This window comes from Shewanella sp. GD04112 (genome assembly GCF_029835735.1).
Taxonomy (GTDB): Bacteria; Pseudomonadota; Gammaproteobacteria; order Enterobacterales; family Shewanellaceae; genus Shewanella.
In genome coordinates, this window is sequence record NZ_JAOEAL010000001.1 from 2,177,284 (window position 1) to 2,194,773 (window position 17,490).

Annotated in this window: 15 protein-coding genes; 3 read left to right on the forward strand and 12 right to left on the reverse strand. The window is 50.1% G+C overall.

What is annotated here, in order from left to right; translation table 11 throughout:
• Positions 1 to 94 precede the first annotated feature (94 nt).
• The 3 genes from N7386_RS09725 (at position 95) to N7386_RS09735 (ending at position 3,276) form a co-directional block, all read left to right on the forward strand.
• Positions 95 to 1,234 carry an S-(hydroxymethyl)glutathione dehydrogenase/class III alcohol dehydrogenase gene (locus tag N7386_RS09725; protein WP_126513036.1) on the forward strand — a complete coding sequence of 380 codons (1,140 nt, stop codon included), beginning with the start codon at positions 95 to 97 and terminating at the stop codon, positions 1,232 to 1,234.
• 127 nt (positions 1,235 to 1,361) lie between these two features.
• The gene (fghA, locus tag N7386_RS09730) at positions 1,362 to 2,201 is read left to right on the forward strand and encodes an S-formylglutathione hydrolase (protein WP_011622558.1); all 840 of its coding nucleotides are present in this window, start codon (positions 1,362 to 1,364) and stop codon (positions 2,199 to 2,201) included.
• A 289-nt stretch (positions 2,202 to 2,490) separates the two neighbouring features.
• Positions 2,491 to 3,276 carry a S1 family peptidase gene (locus N7386_RS09735; protein ID WP_126513037.1) on the forward strand — a complete coding sequence of 262 codons (786 nt, stop codon included), beginning with the start codon at positions 2,491 to 2,493 and terminating at the stop codon, positions 3,274 to 3,276.
• A 160-nt stretch (positions 3,277 to 3,436) separates the two neighbouring features.
• On the opposite strand, the gene N7386_RS09740 is transcribed toward N7386_RS09735, so the two are convergent.
• The 12 genes from N7386_RS09740 to hisG all read right to left on the reverse strand — a co-directional run bounded on the left by N7386_RS09740 (position 3,437) and on the right by hisG (position 17,128).
• On the reverse strand, positions 3,437 to 3,787 hold the full coding sequence (locus tag N7386_RS09740) for a YdbL family protein (RefSeq protein WP_011626323.1): 351 nt from the start codon (positions 3,785 to 3,787) through the stop codon (positions 3,437 to 3,439).
• 24 nt (positions 3,788 to 3,811) lie between these two features.
• The gene (locus N7386_RS09745) at positions 3,812 to 4,012 is read right to left on the reverse strand and encodes a YnbE family lipoprotein (protein WP_011622561.1); all 201 of its coding nucleotides are present in this window, start codon (positions 4,010 to 4,012) and stop codon (positions 3,812 to 3,814) included.
• A 13-nt stretch (positions 4,013 to 4,025) separates the two neighbouring features.
• Positions 4,026 to 7,223: a YdbH domain-containing protein gene (locus N7386_RS09750; protein WP_126513038.1), complete on the reverse strand. Its 3,198-nt coding sequence runs from the start codon at positions 7,221 to 7,223 to the stop codon at positions 4,026 to 4,028.
• Between the two features lie 258 nt (positions 7,224 to 7,481).
• A complete protein-coding gene (locus tag N7386_RS09755) occupies positions 7,482 to 8,669 on the reverse strand; it encodes an aromatic amino acid transport family protein (protein WP_126513039.1) in 1,188 nt (395 codons plus the stop codon).
• Positions 8,670 to 9,336: 667 nt separating this feature from the next.
• The gene (gene hisIE / locus N7386_RS09760; protein ID WP_023267317.1) at positions 9,337 to 9,996 is read right to left on the reverse strand and encodes a bifunctional phosphoribosyl-AMP cyclohydrolase/phosphoribosyl-ATP diphosphatase HisIE; all 660 of its coding nucleotides are present in this window, start codon (positions 9,994 to 9,996) and stop codon (positions 9,337 to 9,339) included.
• Between the two features lie 44 nt (positions 9,997 to 10,040).
• Positions 10,041 to 10,814 (reverse strand): imidazole glycerol phosphate synthase subunit HisF, encoded by a 774-nt coding sequence (gene hisF / locus N7386_RS09765; protein ID WP_126513040.1) that lies wholly within the window; start codon positions 10,812 to 10,814, stop codon positions 10,041 to 10,043.
• A complete protein-coding gene (gene hisA / locus N7386_RS09770; RefSeq protein WP_126513041.1) occupies positions 10,796 to 11,533 on the reverse strand; it encodes a 1-(5-phosphoribosyl)-5-[(5-phosphoribosylamino)methylideneamino]imidazole-4-carboxamide isomerase in 738 nt (245 codons plus the stop codon). The genes hisF and hisA overlap by 19 nt, the downstream gene beginning before the upstream one ends.
• Positions 11,534 to 11,679: 146 nt before the next feature.
• Positions 11,680 to 12,345 carry an imidazole glycerol phosphate synthase subunit HisH gene (gene hisH, locus N7386_RS09775; protein ID WP_126513042.1) on the reverse strand — a complete coding sequence of 222 codons (666 nt, stop codon included), beginning with the start codon at positions 12,343 to 12,345 and terminating at the stop codon, positions 11,680 to 11,682.
• A gap of 147 nt (positions 12,346 to 12,492) precedes the next feature.
• Entirely contained in the window at positions 12,493 to 13,584 is a 1,092-nt protein-coding gene (gene hisB, locus N7386_RS09780; protein ID WP_086903653.1) for a bifunctional histidinol-phosphatase/imidazoleglycerol-phosphate dehydratase HisB, read from the reverse strand.
• Between the two features lie 82 nt (positions 13,585 to 13,666).
• Positions 13,667 to 14,857, reverse strand: coding sequence for a histidinol-phosphate transaminase (hisC, locus tag N7386_RS09785; protein ID WP_126513043.1), 1,191 nt, complete (start codon positions 14,855 to 14,857; stop codon positions 13,667 to 13,669).
• 66 nt (positions 14,858 to 14,923) lie between these two features.
• Positions 14,924 to 16,225, reverse strand: a complete 1,302-nt coding sequence (gene hisD / locus N7386_RS09790) for a histidinol dehydrogenase (RefSeq protein WP_086903655.1) — start codon at positions 16,223 to 16,225, stop codon at positions 14,924 to 14,926.
• A 3-nt stretch (positions 16,226 to 16,228) separates the two neighbouring features.
• A complete protein-coding gene (gene hisG, locus N7386_RS09795) occupies positions 16,229 to 17,128 on the reverse strand; it encodes an ATP phosphoribosyltransferase (protein WP_086903682.1) in 900 nt (299 codons plus the stop codon).
• Positions 17,129 to 17,490: the final 362 nt, after the last annotated feature.

Sequence of the window (17,490 nt, forward strand, 5' to 3'; positions counted from 1 at the left end):
TTATCCATCCGCCTCAATCTATGCTTACAAGCGAGTAGGGCTAGGGTAAGCCGTAAATCGATAAGCCCATTGATTAAAAGAAGGAAAGACAAGCATGTCGAACGAAAAACCACAGTTTATCAAGTCAAAGGCCGCCGTGGCCTGGGGGCCGGGACAGCCGCTCAAGATTGAAGAAGTCGATGTGATGTTACCTAAAGCCGGCGAAGTATTAGTTCGCATCGTGGCGACTGGGGTGTGCCATACCGATGCGTTTACCTTAAGTGGTGACGATCCAGAAGGCGTATTCCCTGCGATCCTCGGCCATGAGGGCGGTGGTATTGTTGAGCAAGTGGGCGAAGGCGTGACCAGCGTGCAGGTGGGCGATCATGTGATCCCTCTCTACACGCCTGAGTGTGGCGAATGTAAATTCTGTTTATCGGGTAAAACAAACCTGTGCCAGAAGATCCGCGCGACCCAAGGTAAAGGTTTAATGCCAGATGGCACCACGCGTTTCTATAAAGATGGCCAGCCCATTTTCCATTATATGGGCTGTTCTACCTTCTCTGAATACACAGTATTACCTGAAATTTCATTGGCTAAGGTTAATAAAACTGCGCCATTAGAAGAGATCTGTCTGCTGGGCTGTGGTGTGACGACAGGTATGGGCGCCGTAATGAACACCGCTAAGGTGGAAGAAGGCGCGACCGTAGCGATTTTCGGCCTAGGTGGTATTGGTCTTTCGGCCATTATTGGTGCGACCATGGCGAAAGCCAGCCGGATTATTGCTATCGATATCAATGAATCTAAATTCGAACTTGCCCGTAAATTAGGGGCAACCGATTGTATTAATCCTAAAAATTTCGACAAACCTATTCAAGAGGTGATTGTTGAGATGACCGATGGCGGCGTGGATTACTCCTTCGAATGTATCGGTAATGTCAATGTGATGCGCAGCGCGCTCGAGTGTTGTCACAAGGGCTGGGGCGAGTCTGTGATCATTGGTGTTGCAGGCGCAGGGCAGGAGATCTCCACCCGTCCATTCCAACTGGTGACGGGCCGTGTATGGCGCGGTTCAGCCTTCGGTGGCGTGAAAGGACGTTCGCAATTACCTAAAATCGTTGAACAATACCTAGCAGGTGAGTTTAAGCTTGATGACTTTATCACTCACACTATGGGACTTGAGCAAGTCAACGAAGCCTTCGACTTGATGCATGAAGGCAAGAGCATTCGCAGCGTGATCCATTTCGATAAATAAACGCTCAGTTTGTCATCACAGCAGCAGATAACCGCTAACGGTTTGTCTGCTGCTTATGCGTTTTAAGCTTGTGATAGAGCCTTGAACGGCAAGCGAAACGCTGAAAGTGAACAGGAAAGGGATTGAAATGACCATAGAAAATATCAGCTGTAACAAGAGCTTTGGTGGTTGGCACAAACAGTATCGCCATCAATCTCAGGCGCTGAATTGCGAGATGCGCTTTGCGATTTACCTGCCACCCGAGGCGGCCAACAAACCTGTGCCTGTGTTGTATTGGCTATCGGGTCTCACCTGTACCGACGAAAACTTTATGCAGAAGGCGGGCGCGCAGCGTATTGCGGCTCAGTTGGGAATGGCTATCGTCGCCCCCGATACGAGTCCTCGTGGCGATGATGTCGCCGATGCGCCGGATAAAGCCTATGACTTAGGTCTTGGTGCGGGGTTTTATTTAAACGCGACCAGAGCGCCTTGGAATCGCCACTATAAAATGTACGACTATATAGTGCATGAGCTGCCTGCGCTGATTGAAGCGAATTTCCCCGTAACCGGGCAGCGCGCCATCTCTGGCCACTCCATGGGCGGACACGGCGCGTTAGTGATAGGGTTAACTAATCCCCACAGATACAGCTCAATCTCGGCCTTTAGTCCTATCAGCAATCCAAGCAATGCGCCTTGGGGGATTAAAGCCTTTACCGAGTATTTAGGGGAAAATCGCGAGCATTGGCGTCAATATGACGCCTGTGAGTTGCTAAAACTGGCGATTAACGAAGTGCCTGTATTAGTCGACCAAGGTGATGCCGACAGCTTTTTAGAGGCGCAACTGATGCCACAAACGCTCAGTGATATCGCCAAAGCAAAAGGCTACCCCTTAGATTTGCGTATGCAGGCGGGGTACGACCATAGCTATTACTTTATTGCGAGCTTTATTGAAGAGCACCTAAAATTCCATAGCTTGTATTTTAAATAAGGCTGCCAATCGTTAACCCCTTTCAGGATTAAACTTTAGAGTTAAAGCCTAGGGGTAAATATTAAAAAGCGCGGTGAACACAAGTTCGCTGCGCTTTTGTTTTATACGGATAAATTGCTATGTCATTCAACATGTCATGTTGATCAATCACGCCTGAATAATCTGGATGCAGCGGCTATATCTCAAATGAGAAAAAGCTGTTAAGTTCTCGACATTAATGATGATTCATTCTCGATATTCTCATCACACAATATTGGCGAATTAATATACGCAAGGATAGGAGCTCAATATGAAATGGATGTTCGTACTATTACTGGCGATAACCAGTACCGCCAATGCCATGATTATCAGGCATGATGTGGATGACGCGAAATATCAAGCGGCGGCGCAAAGCGATAATTCGACGGTCAGCTTTTTAGGACTTTATAAAGGCGATGAAATCGTGCTTGGCACTGGCAGCCTTATCGATAAGCAATGGATTGTGACGGCGGCGCACGTGGCTAATGAGCTAACGGTCGGCAATAAGGTGCAATTTAAAAAGCATTTTTACCCGATTAAAGACGTGATAAAACATCCACTTTGGAAAGAAAGGCACTTTCCCTACGATATTGCCTTGGTTCAATTGGCTTCTCCCATTGAGGATGCAACACTCGCTAAGTTGAATCGTACCTCAACCGAAACGGGCAAAATCGCCACCTTCGTCGGACGTGGCGATTATGGTAATGGGCTGGTGGGCGTTGCGGGAGCCGACAAACAATTACGTGCGGCACACAACGCCGTGGTCGGGGTGCAGGAGCAATGGCTGCAATTTATCTTTGACCGCGATGCGAATGCCTTACCATTGGAGGGGATAAGTGGCCCAGGAGATTCGGGCGGCCCCGCGTATCTCGTCTCGGCCGATTCAGTTTGTCTTATCGGTGTCAGCTCATGGCAAAATGCCGAGTCAACCAATTGGGAAGAGGGCAAGTATGGCGTGATTGAACATTACTCACGTATTTCATACTTTCGGGATTGGATTGAGCAAACTTTATTTCAGGCATCAAATATTAGGCTCGCTGGCTGTTCTGATAGCTAAAAATGCTTATTCCTTAAAGTGCTGTAATCGATGCGATATGGGCGTACAGCCTCAGCATAAAACAGGTACGTTTTTCATTCCGTGACCAATGATAGAGACAAAAACGCCTGCAATTGCAGGCGTTTTTGTCAGTGCTTAGTCGCTAAGCAGTGCTAACTCTTTACTTTTTAACCCATTTTCCTTGGGCGTTTTGCACATAGTTGCCTTTATCTGTGGCGGCGATGGCTTTTTCACCGGCAAGTTTGGCCACATCGGCGGCGGAGATATTGTTCTTTTTAGCGATAGTTTCGTAATGGGCGCGGCGTTTGTTATTCACATCGTCCATCACGGCTTTGGCCTCGCTATTATTTTGCACTAGGCCCAAATAGCCATTGAGCTGCTCACCTAAGTAACCTTGGGATTTGGCTTCCTGTAGTGACATGGCAAAGGCATTTAAGCTGAATAAACTCAGGCCGAGCAACAGGAGTAATGTTGGCTTTTGTAGCAGGGTTTTGAGTGGCATTGATTTCATTGTATATTCCTCAATTCTTAGTGATTAGAACAACTTATCATCTGATAGAAGCTGATCTAGCTCCTTATCCACTTTGATTTTTATCTCGTGTTCAATTTTCACATTGAGATTAATCACAATCGGTTTATCAGGCGGCTCAATCTTTACCGTTGGCGCACAGCCTTGCAATGCCGCCAGTAGCAGCAATGCACCTAAACTCACTTGCTGTAATTGAATGATCTTCACTGAGGTTTCCTTGTTACTTCACGGATTTTTCGATTCTGTCCTGCAGATCGTTACCAATCTGAAGACTCCTGAATAATTGCAGCATGTTCTCTTCATGAGAGTAATTCAAGTGGATGGGGCGTTCAATCCCTCGGCTGCGGCCTTTGACTTCCACTAGGAGCTTGGCATCGCCGGTTTGATCCATATCGAAACTACTGGATAACTGGCTGTATTCTAAATGTTCTAGTGCCGAAAATACAAAGTCGAGATAAGGTTGCGATTGACGCATTTGATCGACTGCCGGATTGCCCGAAATCGCAATAAGACCACCGGGCGCACGGGCCGCCAGTTGGCCACCGCTGATCGAGACTTTGCCATCGACCAAATCCACGGGTAATACACCATCGAAAATACCATCGGCATAGATACCAATTTGCGGCTGAATGCGCAGCACTTCCTCAAGGCTCATGCCCTGCAATAATAGATAGGCGTGGGATTTGTCCTGTAATTTTAAATTAAAATCAGGCAGTAGGAACTGGCCGCTCAATACTTTGCCCTTAGCAGTCATAGACACGTCGGTATCACTCAAGCCCGTGAGTTGTTGCAGCCAATTGTCGGGAAGCTTTTCGGCATCCTTGGCGAGGACAATATCGGCCTCCACTTCGATATCGGTCAAGGGAAAGCCGGGATCGAACAAGTTAAAGGTCATCACGGTATTCGGGCAGTTTAGTCGGCTTAAACTGCTGAAATAGCCTGGTGCTTGCGGCGCCTTATAGGATTGCCCCCAAGTGAACTCGCATTGGGCCTGTAATTTCCCGCCTTCAAAGGTCGTGTCTTGATAAAAACCTTCCAGCTCTGTCATCGACTGGGTAATTTGCATGGCAAATTGGGTCTGCTCTGGCTCATGTGTCAGCTTAAATTGTGCTTGTAATTGGTTATGGCCTGTGACATTTAACTCAGCGGGCAAGGGCTGGGTTTGATTAAGCAAAGATAGTGCTTCTGTCATGCTGGTATCGACAACCCATTGGCCGGTTAACAGCAGTGATTTGTGAGGCGCGGCGAACTGTAATTGATGGTCGCTTTGCAGCTCAACCGTGCCGACTTGCCACTGTTCATGGCCGTGAAGACGTTGGTTTTGCCAGTTTAACGTCTGCGCGAGTGCCAAATTATCCAGTTTAAGCACAGTCTGTTTACGTGTGCGGCCTTTGGCGCTGAGCTGCTTTTCAATCAAGAGTTGCTGCGCTTGCCAGTTCACTTGATTACTCAACTGACTCGATTGAATAGCATTTTCAATGGATTGCAACGAGGAGTAATCGAGGGTCATCGCCTTTGATGTCTCAAGGGAGAACGTCTTGAGGCTAATATCGTTGCGACTGCTCTGCATTGCGCTCGCGGCGGTGCCCGCAAGATTCTCTACCGCTTGGCTCACGCGCAGCTGCGACAGGGCGAGAGAGAGCGGCGGTAGATTGAAGGCAAACTCGGTTGATTGCGCGCCAGTCGTATCCTGAGTCGCTAACGGGGTAGCACTCGCGGTCATGGGAGCCTTAGCGTTGAGCTGAATATTACCAAGGCTTAACTGCGTCTGTTTAGTTTGATGCTCGGCGGCTTGCGCAGTTTGCTGTAGCTGTAGATCTTCAAGTGCAAATTGTAAGGTATCGCTTGAGACATTCGAGTCACTCGTCACAGGCGCTGTGCTCACTTGCCAATTCAGCCCTTGAGCCGACTGAGCAACGCTGACATGTCCCGCCGTTTGAAGTATTCCCGCGCTCCAACTGAGATCCTGCGGTGCTGCATGCCAGAGTTCCCGCAGCGACAGCGGGGTCGTTTGCGTAAGCGCCAGTTGCCAGCGGCTCGCGACCTTCCAAGCATCTGGCGTGGGCGTTAACTGGATATCTTGTAAGTGAATGCGTGTATCAAGCTTACTGCCTAGGGTGCTTAACTCGAATGCGGGCAGCGCTATGGGGTCATGGCTGCTCGCTTGAGATGTCAGCGCATAATGCAGTGGCGCAGTCATCGAAAAGGCAAGGCCCACGGGCGCCTCGGTGCTTTTAAGCCCCGACAGCAGGGTAAGGAGCGCTTGAGAGTTTTCATCGCTCAATTGCAGTGACTGATTAAGTGCGGCTAATAGCTGCGCGTGCTGTGCCGTATTGGGCGTGAGCGCAAGACGAAAAGGCTCGAGGGTGAGATTAAGTGAGGCAAGTGATCCACTAAGCTCAAACCCTAAAGCTGGCTGGGGCGTGAGCGTTAAGTCGGCAAAATGGCTTAAGCTGATGCTGGGCTGCTGAATGCGGTGTCGGCTGGTGATTTCGCCGCTGGCGAGTGTCATCGTGCTCTCAGAACTGAGTTGCCCACTTAGTCCTATCCCAAGTTGTTGCCACTGTTGATCCCACAGGGTTAATTGGCTGAGGATGCTCCCTTGGGTTTGGCGCAGGCCAATTTGATGCAGGTTTTCCAGTAGCGGCGCGATATTCAGTTCGCTCTTCAAGCGCCATTGTTCGTTGCCAAGCGTCGCTGCAAGCTGGGCTAACGGTTCACCCTCAGGGCTGCTAAAGGCTGTGGTTAATTCAGCTTGATGATTCAGGCTGAGTTTATCCATCACCAGCTGATAGGCCGGAAGCTCTGCCTGCGGCGCTAATCTGAGTGTGGTTTTACCTATATCAATTAAAGGTAAGGATTTGATATTTAACGCCAACGCTGGCGTTTGTTCATCGGCGATGGTGGGGCTTCGCTCCAGCAGCGATGCGCCGAGTTCAACGTCTATCTCGCCCGTGCTAATGCGCTTGATTTTTTGAGTTAAACTCTCAACCTGGACAAGTTGCTTCAGTTCTTCAAGGCTTTTGGGCCAGTTGAGTTCAAGCTGAATATCCAGGTTATTGATCACTAAATGCGAGTCATGTACACGCAGGCTCGCAGAGTGAATGTGCCAATGTTCTAAACCCATGGGGCCTAAACGAATATCGCTAAGCTCACCGTCCATGCCGCTTAAGGCATAATTCGCGACGCGAAGGATCAGGGCTTCGGTTTGACTGTTGACTATCCAAATGGTTAGCGCCGCGCCAGCTAACAGGCCCGCCCCAGTGGTGGCAATCAGGCTTTGTTTTAAGCGCTTTTTGAGTGTAGAACCGCGGCGGTGCGCCGAATCTGGCGCTGCGGCCGCCGTCGCTTCTTGAGGCATCGCCTGATGCGCGTGCTCGGCAGTCTCCTGTTCTGGCGATGTCGGCGTGTTAACCATGGGGTTCGAATGTCATCCTTATCATCAGCGCCTTGCTATTGTTCCTCGTGGGAGCGTGAGGCGATTTGGGGCTGCCGATGCTGAGCGGCAAGCGGGATTAGCGGCAGTTTAACACTCAAGCCGCTGGCTGACTAATAAAGAACTTGGCAATCTTGCGCGAAGCAAGACTGAGTGCCTGAGATTATTCATCTTGATTTTACAGGCACTTATACGGCTTGAAGTAAAATAGCGTTTATCTCAATTGTTTATCCGCGTCGCTTATCCCAAGAGTTGAGCGCCAATCACGGCCACTCCGCAGAGCATCGCCAACAGTAAACCGAGCTTACCCCCTGCGACGCGGTAACCCTGTGGCAGATTCGCTTTATCACGCGTTTGTCTTTGTACCCACACCATGGCAACGGGTAAAAAAATCGCGAGGATCACGAGGGCGATTGCCGCATAACCGAGGGCGGTAATAAATCCCTGCGGGTAAAAGAGGGCAAAACCCAGAGGAGGCACGAAGGTAATGGCGGCAGTAACACTGCGACCCGCGGCATTATCCTGCTGCCTTAAGTTCGCCGCCATAAAGTCAAACAGACCGAGGCTCACCCCTAAAAAGGAGGTGGCCAGCGCCAGATCGGCAAACACACTGATGGCAGAACTTAAGTATTGGCTGTGCAGTACACTGGCTAACTGATTGATAAAGCCTGAAAGACTCTGATTCGTCATCAGTTGGCTTTGACTGAGTACGCCTTGGCTGCCCAGTTGCCACAGCAGGTAAATCAGTAGCGGTAACGCCGAGCCGAGCAGCATGATTTTACGCAGGCTTTTTACCTCAACGCCTAAGTAGCGCACCACGGACGGAATCGAGCCATGAAAACCAAAGGAGGTAAAAATCACTGGAATGGCCGACACGATAAGCCCTTGCTCTAGTGGCAACTCGAGTAAATGTGTGCCTTCGACCTGCGGCAGTAATAGGGCCAGCATTAGGATTAACGCAATGATTTTCAAACTAAAGAGCACGCGATTGATCAAATCGACACAATGGGTGCCTAAGCCGACAATGGTGCCGACTAACAGGGTAAAGAAGATGGCGCCAGCCTGTGGCGGCAGATTTAATCCTAACCAAACATTGAGCTTTTGATTGACTTGCTCGCCGCCACCCGCGATATAGGCGGCGCACAGGGCGTAGAGTAAAAACATCAGGGCAACACTGGCAATCACTTGGCCCTTAGCGCCCAAAAGCGTGCGGGCTAATTGGTTCAGGCTCGCATCGCTCGGGGCAAATTGATGGATTTCAACCATCAGCAGGGCGGTGTAGGCCATCAGCGCCCAGAGGAGCAACATAATGATGCTCGATACACCAAAACCGAGTCCTGCAGAGGCGATAGGGAGTGCGAGCATACCCGCGCCAATGGTGGTGCCTGCAATCAGTAGCAAACTGCCGAAAAATTTATTTTGTGTCATAACTTTACGCTCAAACGTCTTTATTAATGGCTCAACTGTCTCAGTTGAGTGCTTTATTGAGGAGCAGTGCAGAGTGGCGCGTGATACTGGGAACTAAAGGGTACGTGGGTGTACCTGTATTGTGATCGTGGCGCAATCTGCGGATCGTTGGGGATATGGCCACAATGGAAGGTCAGGCGAGTGTGCCTATCTATGCCATTGCGGCTACAGATAGGGATAATAAGCTGTGGTAATACGCATAAAACTCGCCTTTGCTTGGGGTTAATTCGGCACTTAATAACATCGAGTGACTTGAGCACATCTAATGGCTTGGTCACATCACATAACTAAGGCAACTCGTCTGTTTTTAAAATTTATCTTCAATGTTAATAAGTTGCGTTAATGCCTCGGTGCGGGTTCGAGGACGCTGGCTACGATAGGTAGTTAAGGTGTACTTGTCAACCATTACAACAGTATTTTGCTGATTTTTTGTCAGGAGCCAAGTGTACAATTTGTGTGACGTCGTGCCGTTTTTAGCAGAGGTTAAGAGTAGCAAGGTGGATTATGGAGGCTGAACTTTTGTTGGTTACGGCAGGTGAATAGGCCGTAACTGAATGCAAAATCAAGAATACTCTGCCGTAGACCCAAAGGCATGCGGCAGAGAGGTACTGCGAGGTTTGAAAGCGGACTACTTTTGCTGCGCTTTTTGATGGCGGGCAAGCAAGTTGGCGTTAATATCACTTAAGCTTAGTGATTGATCTTCAAGCAAGACTAGCAAGTGATACACCAGATCCGATGCCTCGTTAATCAGCTCCTCTTTATCGTGAGTCGCTGCGGCCAAGGCGGTTTCTAATCCTTCTTCACCGACTTTTTGGGCGATGCGTTTGGTGCCTCGGGCAAATAAAGAGGCGGTGTAGCTCGACTCAGGGTTTTGCCCCTTACGTGAGGCGATAAGTTCGGCTAGATTGTTTAAAAACGGGTGAGCATTGCCATCGAGCCAGCAGCTTTCGGTGCCTTTATGGCAGGTTGGGCCATTGGGCAACACCTGCACCAGCAGGCTGTCGTTATCACAGTCTTTATCGATGGCAACCAATTTTAGGGTATGGCCTGAGGTTTCGCCCTTGGTCCATAAACGTTGCTTAGAGCGGCTAAAAAACGTCACATCACCGGTCGCCAGCGTGTGCTGCAGCGCGGCTTTATCCATAAATCCGAGCATTAACACTTTGCCCGATAGGTGATTTTGGATAACCGCTGGGATAAGCCCCTGTTGTTTTTCCCAGTCGAGGCTATTAACCAGTTCTGCACTTGCAGGGCCTTGGCAACAGCTTGAAGTGGTTCCAGTTGTCATATCTGCATACCTTATTATTTCTATCAATCGCTACTGATGTTGAGTTACTGGCGAATGGCGATGCCTTCGGCCGCTAAATACTGTTTTAACTCGCCGATATTGATAATGGCTTTATGGAACACGCTGGCCGCCAGCGCTGCATCCACCTTAGCCTCGATAAACACATCGCGAAAATGCGCCATAGTGCCAGCGCCGCCCGAGGCGATTAAGGGCACGTCGCACAGCTGGCGTACGAGGCTTAACTGTTTGATATCATAGCCACCACGCACGCCATCTTGGTTCATCACGTTGAGCACGATTTCGCCGCAGCCGCGTTTTTGTACTTCTTCGACCCAATCCTGAGTGTACCAAGCGGTTTCTTTGGTGGCGGCTTCATCGCCGGTAAATTGCTTCACTTTATAACTGTCGCTTGCCGCATCATAAAAAGAGTCTATGCCGATCACTATGCATTGACGGCCAAATTCATCCTGCAGGCGTGAGATTAAACTCGGATCGCTAAGAGCGGGTGAGTTTACCGAAATCTTATCCGCGCCAAAGGCCAATAACTCGCGGGCTTGGCCGATGGTTCTAATGCCGCCGGCGACGCAGAAGGGGATATCGATTTGCTCCGCCACTCGGCTCACCCAAGACTTATCGACCACACGGTCATGGGCACTGGCGGTGATATCGTAAAACACCAGTTCGTCGGCGCCCTCTGCGGCGTAACGCGCCGCGAGTGGTACTATGTCACCAACAATTTCATGGTTGCGAAACTGTACGCCTTTGACCACGCAGCCATCTTTCACATCTAAACAGGGGACTATTCGTTTGGCCAGCATTGGATTGCCTCCGCCACATTAAACTGATTGATAAGTAAAGCTTTACCGATAATGATGCCCGCGGCGCCACTGTCTCTGACGGCGGCAACATCCTCAAGGGTGGCAATGCCGCCCGAGGCTTGCCAAGCGATATCGGGATAGCGGCTGGATAGCTCATGATAGAGCTCGGTATTGGCGCCTGTGAGGGTGCCATCACGGCTGATGTCAGTCACCAGCGCATGTTTAAGTCCCACTTGGCTAAAGTCTTCAACGATAGATTCTAGACTCTTACCGCCACCGCTTTGCCAGCCAGAAACCGCAACGATTTTCTCGCCGCTCTGATTGATATTCACATCCAGTGCGAGGCAAATTGCCTCGCTGCCAAACTTGTTAAACCAGCCTTTGACTAGCTCGGGCTCTTTGACGGCGAGCGAGCCTATCACCACGCGCTTAACCCCAAGGGATAATAACTCGGCAACTTGTTCTTCAGTGCGGATCCCGCCGCCCACTTGAATATTGGCGTTAAGCCCTGTAGTCAGCTTGGCAATCAAAGCCGTTTGGCGTTTAGCGGGTTCTTTGGCGCCAGTTAAATCCACGATATGCAGCCAGTTTGCCCCTTGGTCTTGGTAGGATTGCAACTGGGCCAGTGGGCTTAAATCGAAGGTGGTCTGCTGCCCATAATCCCCTTGGTAGAGCCTAACTACCTTGCCATCAATTAAATCAATTGCTGGAATGATCATCTGTTGTCCTTAATTCTTTGGCGCATTTGCTGCCGCGCTTTATTGCTGAAAGTTGTGGCTGAAAAAAGTTGGCTCAGCCAAACTTAGGTTCCAGAAACTTAGCTCCCCCGCACTTAGCTCAGTCAAAAGCTAATAAGCGATTGCATTTACTGCATTTTTAAAAAGTTACCTAGGATTTGTGCGCCCACGGCGGCGCTCTTCTCGGGGTGAAATTGCACGCCCATAAAGTTGTCTTTACCGATGGCGGCGCTAAAGTCCTCACCATAACGGCATTGTGCCAAGGTGTAGTCGCTTAATGGTGCGCGGTAGCTGTGCACAAAATACACGTAACTGCCGGCTGGAACACCGGCAAACAGCGGGTGAACCTGGGACGGATTGCTAAAGGACAGTTGGTTCCAGCCCATGTGCGGCAGAGGTAAACCTTCGGCCTTAAGCGTTTGACGGTCTAGCTCGTCAATCTCTGTTGGAATAATGCCTAAGCACTTACAGTCTAAAGTTTGGCAATCCAGCGCTTGGCCGCCGCGTTCTTTAGAGAGCAGCGTGAGCATTTGCATCCCTAAACAGACACCCAGCACGGGTTGAGTTAACCCTTGAATTAATTCGACTAAGGCTTTTTCAGATAATGAAGCCATCGCGGCGCCAGCGCTGCCGACACCCGGCAGTACTACACGTTTAGCGGCTTTAATGCTGGCCTTGTCATCGGTGACTAACACCTTAGCGCCGAGGCGCTCAAAGGCGAACCGGACCGAACTTAAGTTGGCGCAACCTGTGTCTATGATGACAACATCAAATTCATCTATGTTTGCTGACATTGGGTTTTCCTATTGATAGGTCAGTGGGGGAAGTGGTTTGTCGCCACATTCCTGAAACTGCCCCTCGTTAAAATCATCAGGCTTTGTATTATTCGCTAATCAATCTGCATCAGGTCATTACACACCTAACTCAGGTTGAGTGCGGTGTTAGAGCACGCCTTTACTCGATGGTAAGACATCACCTTCAACTTTGACGGCCTGACGCAGCGCGCGGCCCAGCACTTTAAATAGTGCTTCGACCTTGTGGTGATCGTTGTCTCCCTCGGCGGCGACGTGCAGGGTGCAGCGTAGGCCATCGGCAAAAGAACGGAAAAAGTGCGGCACCATTTCGGTGGCCATTTCACCGACTTTTTCCCGTTCAAATTGGGCGGCGAATTTAATAAAAGGCCTGCCGGAGAGATCGAGTAAGCATTCGCCCTTGGCCTCATCCATCGGCAAACTAAAGCCAAAACGGGCAATACCGCGTTTATCGCCAAGGGCTTGGCGCAGTGCATCCCCAATCGCCAATGCCGTGTCTTCAACGCTGTGGTGATCGTCTATCTCCAGATCGCCATCGACATTCACCTCCATTTTGAAGTTTCCGTGGGTGGCGATTTGATCCAGCATATGGTCGAAGAAACCAATGCCAGTGTTAATGGCGCCTTTGCTGGCATTGTCGAGATCGACAGTCACGCGAATATCGGTTTCCTTGGTGGTGCGTACCACAGTCGCGGTGCGGCCCTTGTTGAGTAAGGCATCGGCAATCGCGTCCCAGCCTAGGCTGCCACGCTGATATTGAAAGCTTTTAATCCCCATGGCATTGCCCAGTTCAACATCTGTGTGTCTGTCACCAATCACGGCGGACTGGGTAAAATCGATGGTCCCTTGGGTCAAAAAGTCTTTCACTAGCCCTAGTTTTGGTTTGCGGCAGCTGCAATTTTCATCGTTAAAGTGCGGGCAGATGAGTACATCTTCAAACTTAACCCCTTGACTGGAGAGGATTTGCATCATCATATTGTGCGGCGCATCGAAATCTTCCTGCGGAAAGGAAGGGGTACCGAGTCCGTCCTGATTGCTAACCATCACCAACCTAAACCCAGCTTTTTGCAGGCGCAGTAAGGCGGGGATCACTTGGGGCTCGAATACGAGTTTGGCGAGGCTATCAACCTGTTTGTCGGTGATAGGCTCTTCAATCAAGGTGCCATCACGGTCGATAAAAAGTATTTTCTGGGCGACATTCGGGGTAAATACTGGGTTCATGCTGCTACCTTTCAATTCAGTTTGTTATCTTTATAAAATCAGTCTATTAGGCCAATGCTGCGTTGATACTTGCATCAAATGCTCACAGCTTTTGTGATTCAAAGAGCGACACTAAGCTGTCGGTATCAGCCTGAGAGCTAAAGCTAAAACGAATGGCTTTAGCCAATCTAGGGTCCTTATAGGCCCGCGCGACAATGCCATTGTCGATAAGTAGCTTTGCCACTTTTGCCACGTCGTCAAATTCGGCTAGCACGTAGTTACCATTGGGTGTTAGCACGGCGCCGCCCCATTGTTCGCAGTACAAATTCAGCGCCGCCGCGAGTCGCTCGCCCTGAGCATTGAGCGCTTTGACTTGGGTTTTCATCCGCGCAATCCCAGCAGCGGATAGCGCTTGCACGGCCACTTCACTCACGGGCAATGGCACAGGATAGGGCGCAATCACCCGCATGATGATTTCGATAATCTCTTCATTGGCGAGCAAAAAACCGCAGCGCGCGCCCGCTAAGGCAAAGGCCTTTGAAAGGGTGCGTAGCACCACAAGGTTTGGGTAAGACTCGAGTAAATCGGCGACGCTATATTCGGGGCAAAACTCGATATAAGCCTCATCGACAACAACAATGGCGTCGGGCAGGGCTTGGATGGCTTGCTCTATGCGCGCCTTCTCAATCACAGTGCCAGTTGGGTTATTGGGATTACAGATAAACACTAACTTAGCGCCGCGCGCGGCCGTCGCAAAGTCACTTGGGAGACCGTACTGAGCCGTTAAGCTTAATGCCTTAACGCCCACATTAAAGGTTTGCGCGCTAATGGCGTACATGCCGTAAGTGGGCCCAAAGGTCGCAATTGAGTCGATGCCTGGGATACAAAAAGCACGAATAAGTAGCTCGATGGCCTCATCGGCGCCGCGGCTGGCGACAATTTTGCTCTCCGCAACACCGCTATATTGGCTATAGGCATTGATTAACGCGGGCGGTTGGCACTCGGGGTAACGATTTAACTTAGATAAATCGAGTTCGGCAACGGCCACATTATTGAAGGGCGATTCGTTAGCGTTGATCCAAATATCCCCACGACCACCCAGCCTGCGAGCACTTTGGTAAGGCGTTAACTCGAGCAGCTCGGGCCGCGCAAGACGGGCGGCAAGGGTTGTTGGCTCGATGCTTGTGTTATCGAGAGTATTGTTGTCGAGAGTATTGCTGGCGCAATTGGCGCTCGGAATATTTGTCACAGGCACATTGCTCGTTGGTGCTTGGCTAGTTGGCACTTGGCTCATCCTATTCGTCCTAAGTCTGGCTACGGCTTTAATTAAGCGTACTGTTGATTGCGTTACTTATTTCCATCAGTCCTTAAGACTGGCTAAGCGTATCGCGACCGCATTTTTATGGGCATCGAGTAACTCATTGCTGGCAAGGGTCATTACCGCTTGCCCGAGTCCGAGCAGGCCCTTGGCACTGAGTTCTTGCACCGTAAAGCGGCGGCTAAAGTCTGCCAAGGAGAGGCTAGATACCGCGCGGCTATAACCGTAAGTTGGCAATACATGGTTAGTCCCACTGGCATAATCCCCAACCGATTCAGGTGTATAAGCGCCTAAAAACACTGAGCCTGCGGCGCGAATATGATTTAGTACGTCCCTTGGGAAACGGGTTTGAATAATTAAGTGTTCGGGCCCATAGCGATTCGAAACGAGCGCCGCTTCTTGCATATCTTTTACCAAAATGGTGCGGCTGCCTTTTAGGGCGGTCGCGGCAATCTCTTGGCGCGGCAGGGCGGCCAGTTGTGACTCGAGCGCTTGATTGACTGCTTGTGCTAATGGCTCAGAATCCGTGACTAAAATGACCTGCGAATCTGGGCCATGCTCCGCTTGCGAGAGTAAATCCGCGGCAATAAACTGCACATTGGCATCGCTATCTGCTATCACCAACACCTCGGAGGGTCCCGCTGGCATATCGATAGACACAGTGCAGCGACCATCTTGAGAGACTAAGCGTTTGGCTTCGGTGACATAACGATTACCCGGGCCAAAAATCTTATCGACGCTAGGAATCGTTTCAGTACCAAAAGCGAGTGCGGCAATGGCTTGCGCGCCGCCCACTTGATAAATTTCAGTGATCCCACAGGCGTTTGCCGCATACACAATCGCATCGTTAATCGGCGGCGGACTCACCAATACGCGTTTTTCACAGCCGGCGATTTTGGCTGGCAGAGCCAACATCATCACGGTCGAAATGAGGGGCGCGCTGCCGCCGGGAATATATAAACCGACTTTTTCAATCGGTTCGCTACGAAGCTCGCAGCGAACACCCGCTTGGGTTTCAATCTCTATGGGGCGAAATTGCTGCGCGCTGTGGAACACATCAATATTGGCCATCGCTTGGGCAATGGCGGCTTTAAGTTCAGTCGAGACTCGTGCGCTGGCGGCGCTAATCTCGCTTTCACTTAAACGCAGACTGTCGATATTGGCACTATTAAAGCCATCAAACTTTTGATTAAACTCTTTCAGCGCCGCATCGCCACGGCTAGCCACGGCATCAACAATCGCCCGAACACTTTGTTCTAAGCCGCTGTCACCAATTAAAGGTGAGCGTTGGAGCGCGGCTTTTTGTTCATCGGCGGATAACGCTGCCCAAGTCAAAATATCCATAGATCACCCCATCATTTTTTCAATTGGCATTACGAGGATAGAGCTGGCGCCGAGCGCGGTGAGTTGCTCCATGGTGTCCCAGAATAAATCTTCAGTACTGACGGCGTGGATGGCCACTCGATTAGTATCGTCGTTTAATGGCAGCACCGTTGGGTTTTCGGCGCCGGGCAGCAGGGCGACAATTTGATCTAAGGTTTCAGTGGGCGCGTGCAGCAAAATATATTTACTTTCACGGGCGCGGATCACGCCGTTTACGCGGGATAAAATTCTGTCGATTAAGGCTTGTTTGCTCGGCGTTTGAGTTTGGGTCGATTGGATAACACAGGCCATGGAGCGGTAGATGACTTCGGTCTCGTATAATCCGTTGGCCTCAAGGGTGGCGCCGGTGGAGACTAAGTCACAAATGCCATCGGCAAGCCCGGCACGCGGCGCGACTTCAACCGAGCCTTTTAACATACAGTCACGATAACTTATGCCTTTTTGTTGCATAAAACGGCGCAGCAGGTTGGGGTAGGAGGTGGCAATTCGCAAGCCTTCCAAGGATGAGGCATCGGCATAGCTAAACTCGGTTGGCACGGCTAATGATAGGCGACAGGCACCGAAATCCAGTTGGCGTAATTTCACAAACTCGGCGGGTTTATTTAAGGTTTGACGCTCAATCTGCTCTTCTTCGAGCACGTTCTCACCAATAATGCCTAAATCGACCACGCCATCCATCACCAGCCCTGGAATATCATCGTCACGCACTCTGAGTAAATCGATAGGCATGTTGTCTGCGTGCGCGATAAGGCGTTGTTCGTTAATGGAAAATTTAACGCCGCAGCTCTTGAGTAATTGCTGTGAGTCGGTGGATAAACGGCCAGATTTTTGGATGGCGATGCGTAAACGGTTTGATTCAGTCATAGTCTTGTCTCGCTCAAAGTTAACAAATTCAAAGTGATATTCTTTTGTCGCATGGTTTAACTGGTTTCTATGTTTGGCCGGTATTTGTCTAGCTAACATATTGAAATTACATACTAAACACGGGTTAAGTTGTAAGTTAAAAAGCCTAAAAGCAAAAACCCCCGGAATTCCTTCCAGGGGTTAGTGATCATCTTTGAATCAGTCCGCCAGAAGGATACAGTCCTCCGGCAGTGAGCGTCCGAAGGCTACCGCATATGGTGGTGATGATGGTGGATAGCGTTCAGTAATGGGCTCATATGACTCTCTATACTCTGTATTCTGTTGAATTCGGTGCTGATGGATACTTATCCATCGAACGTTTT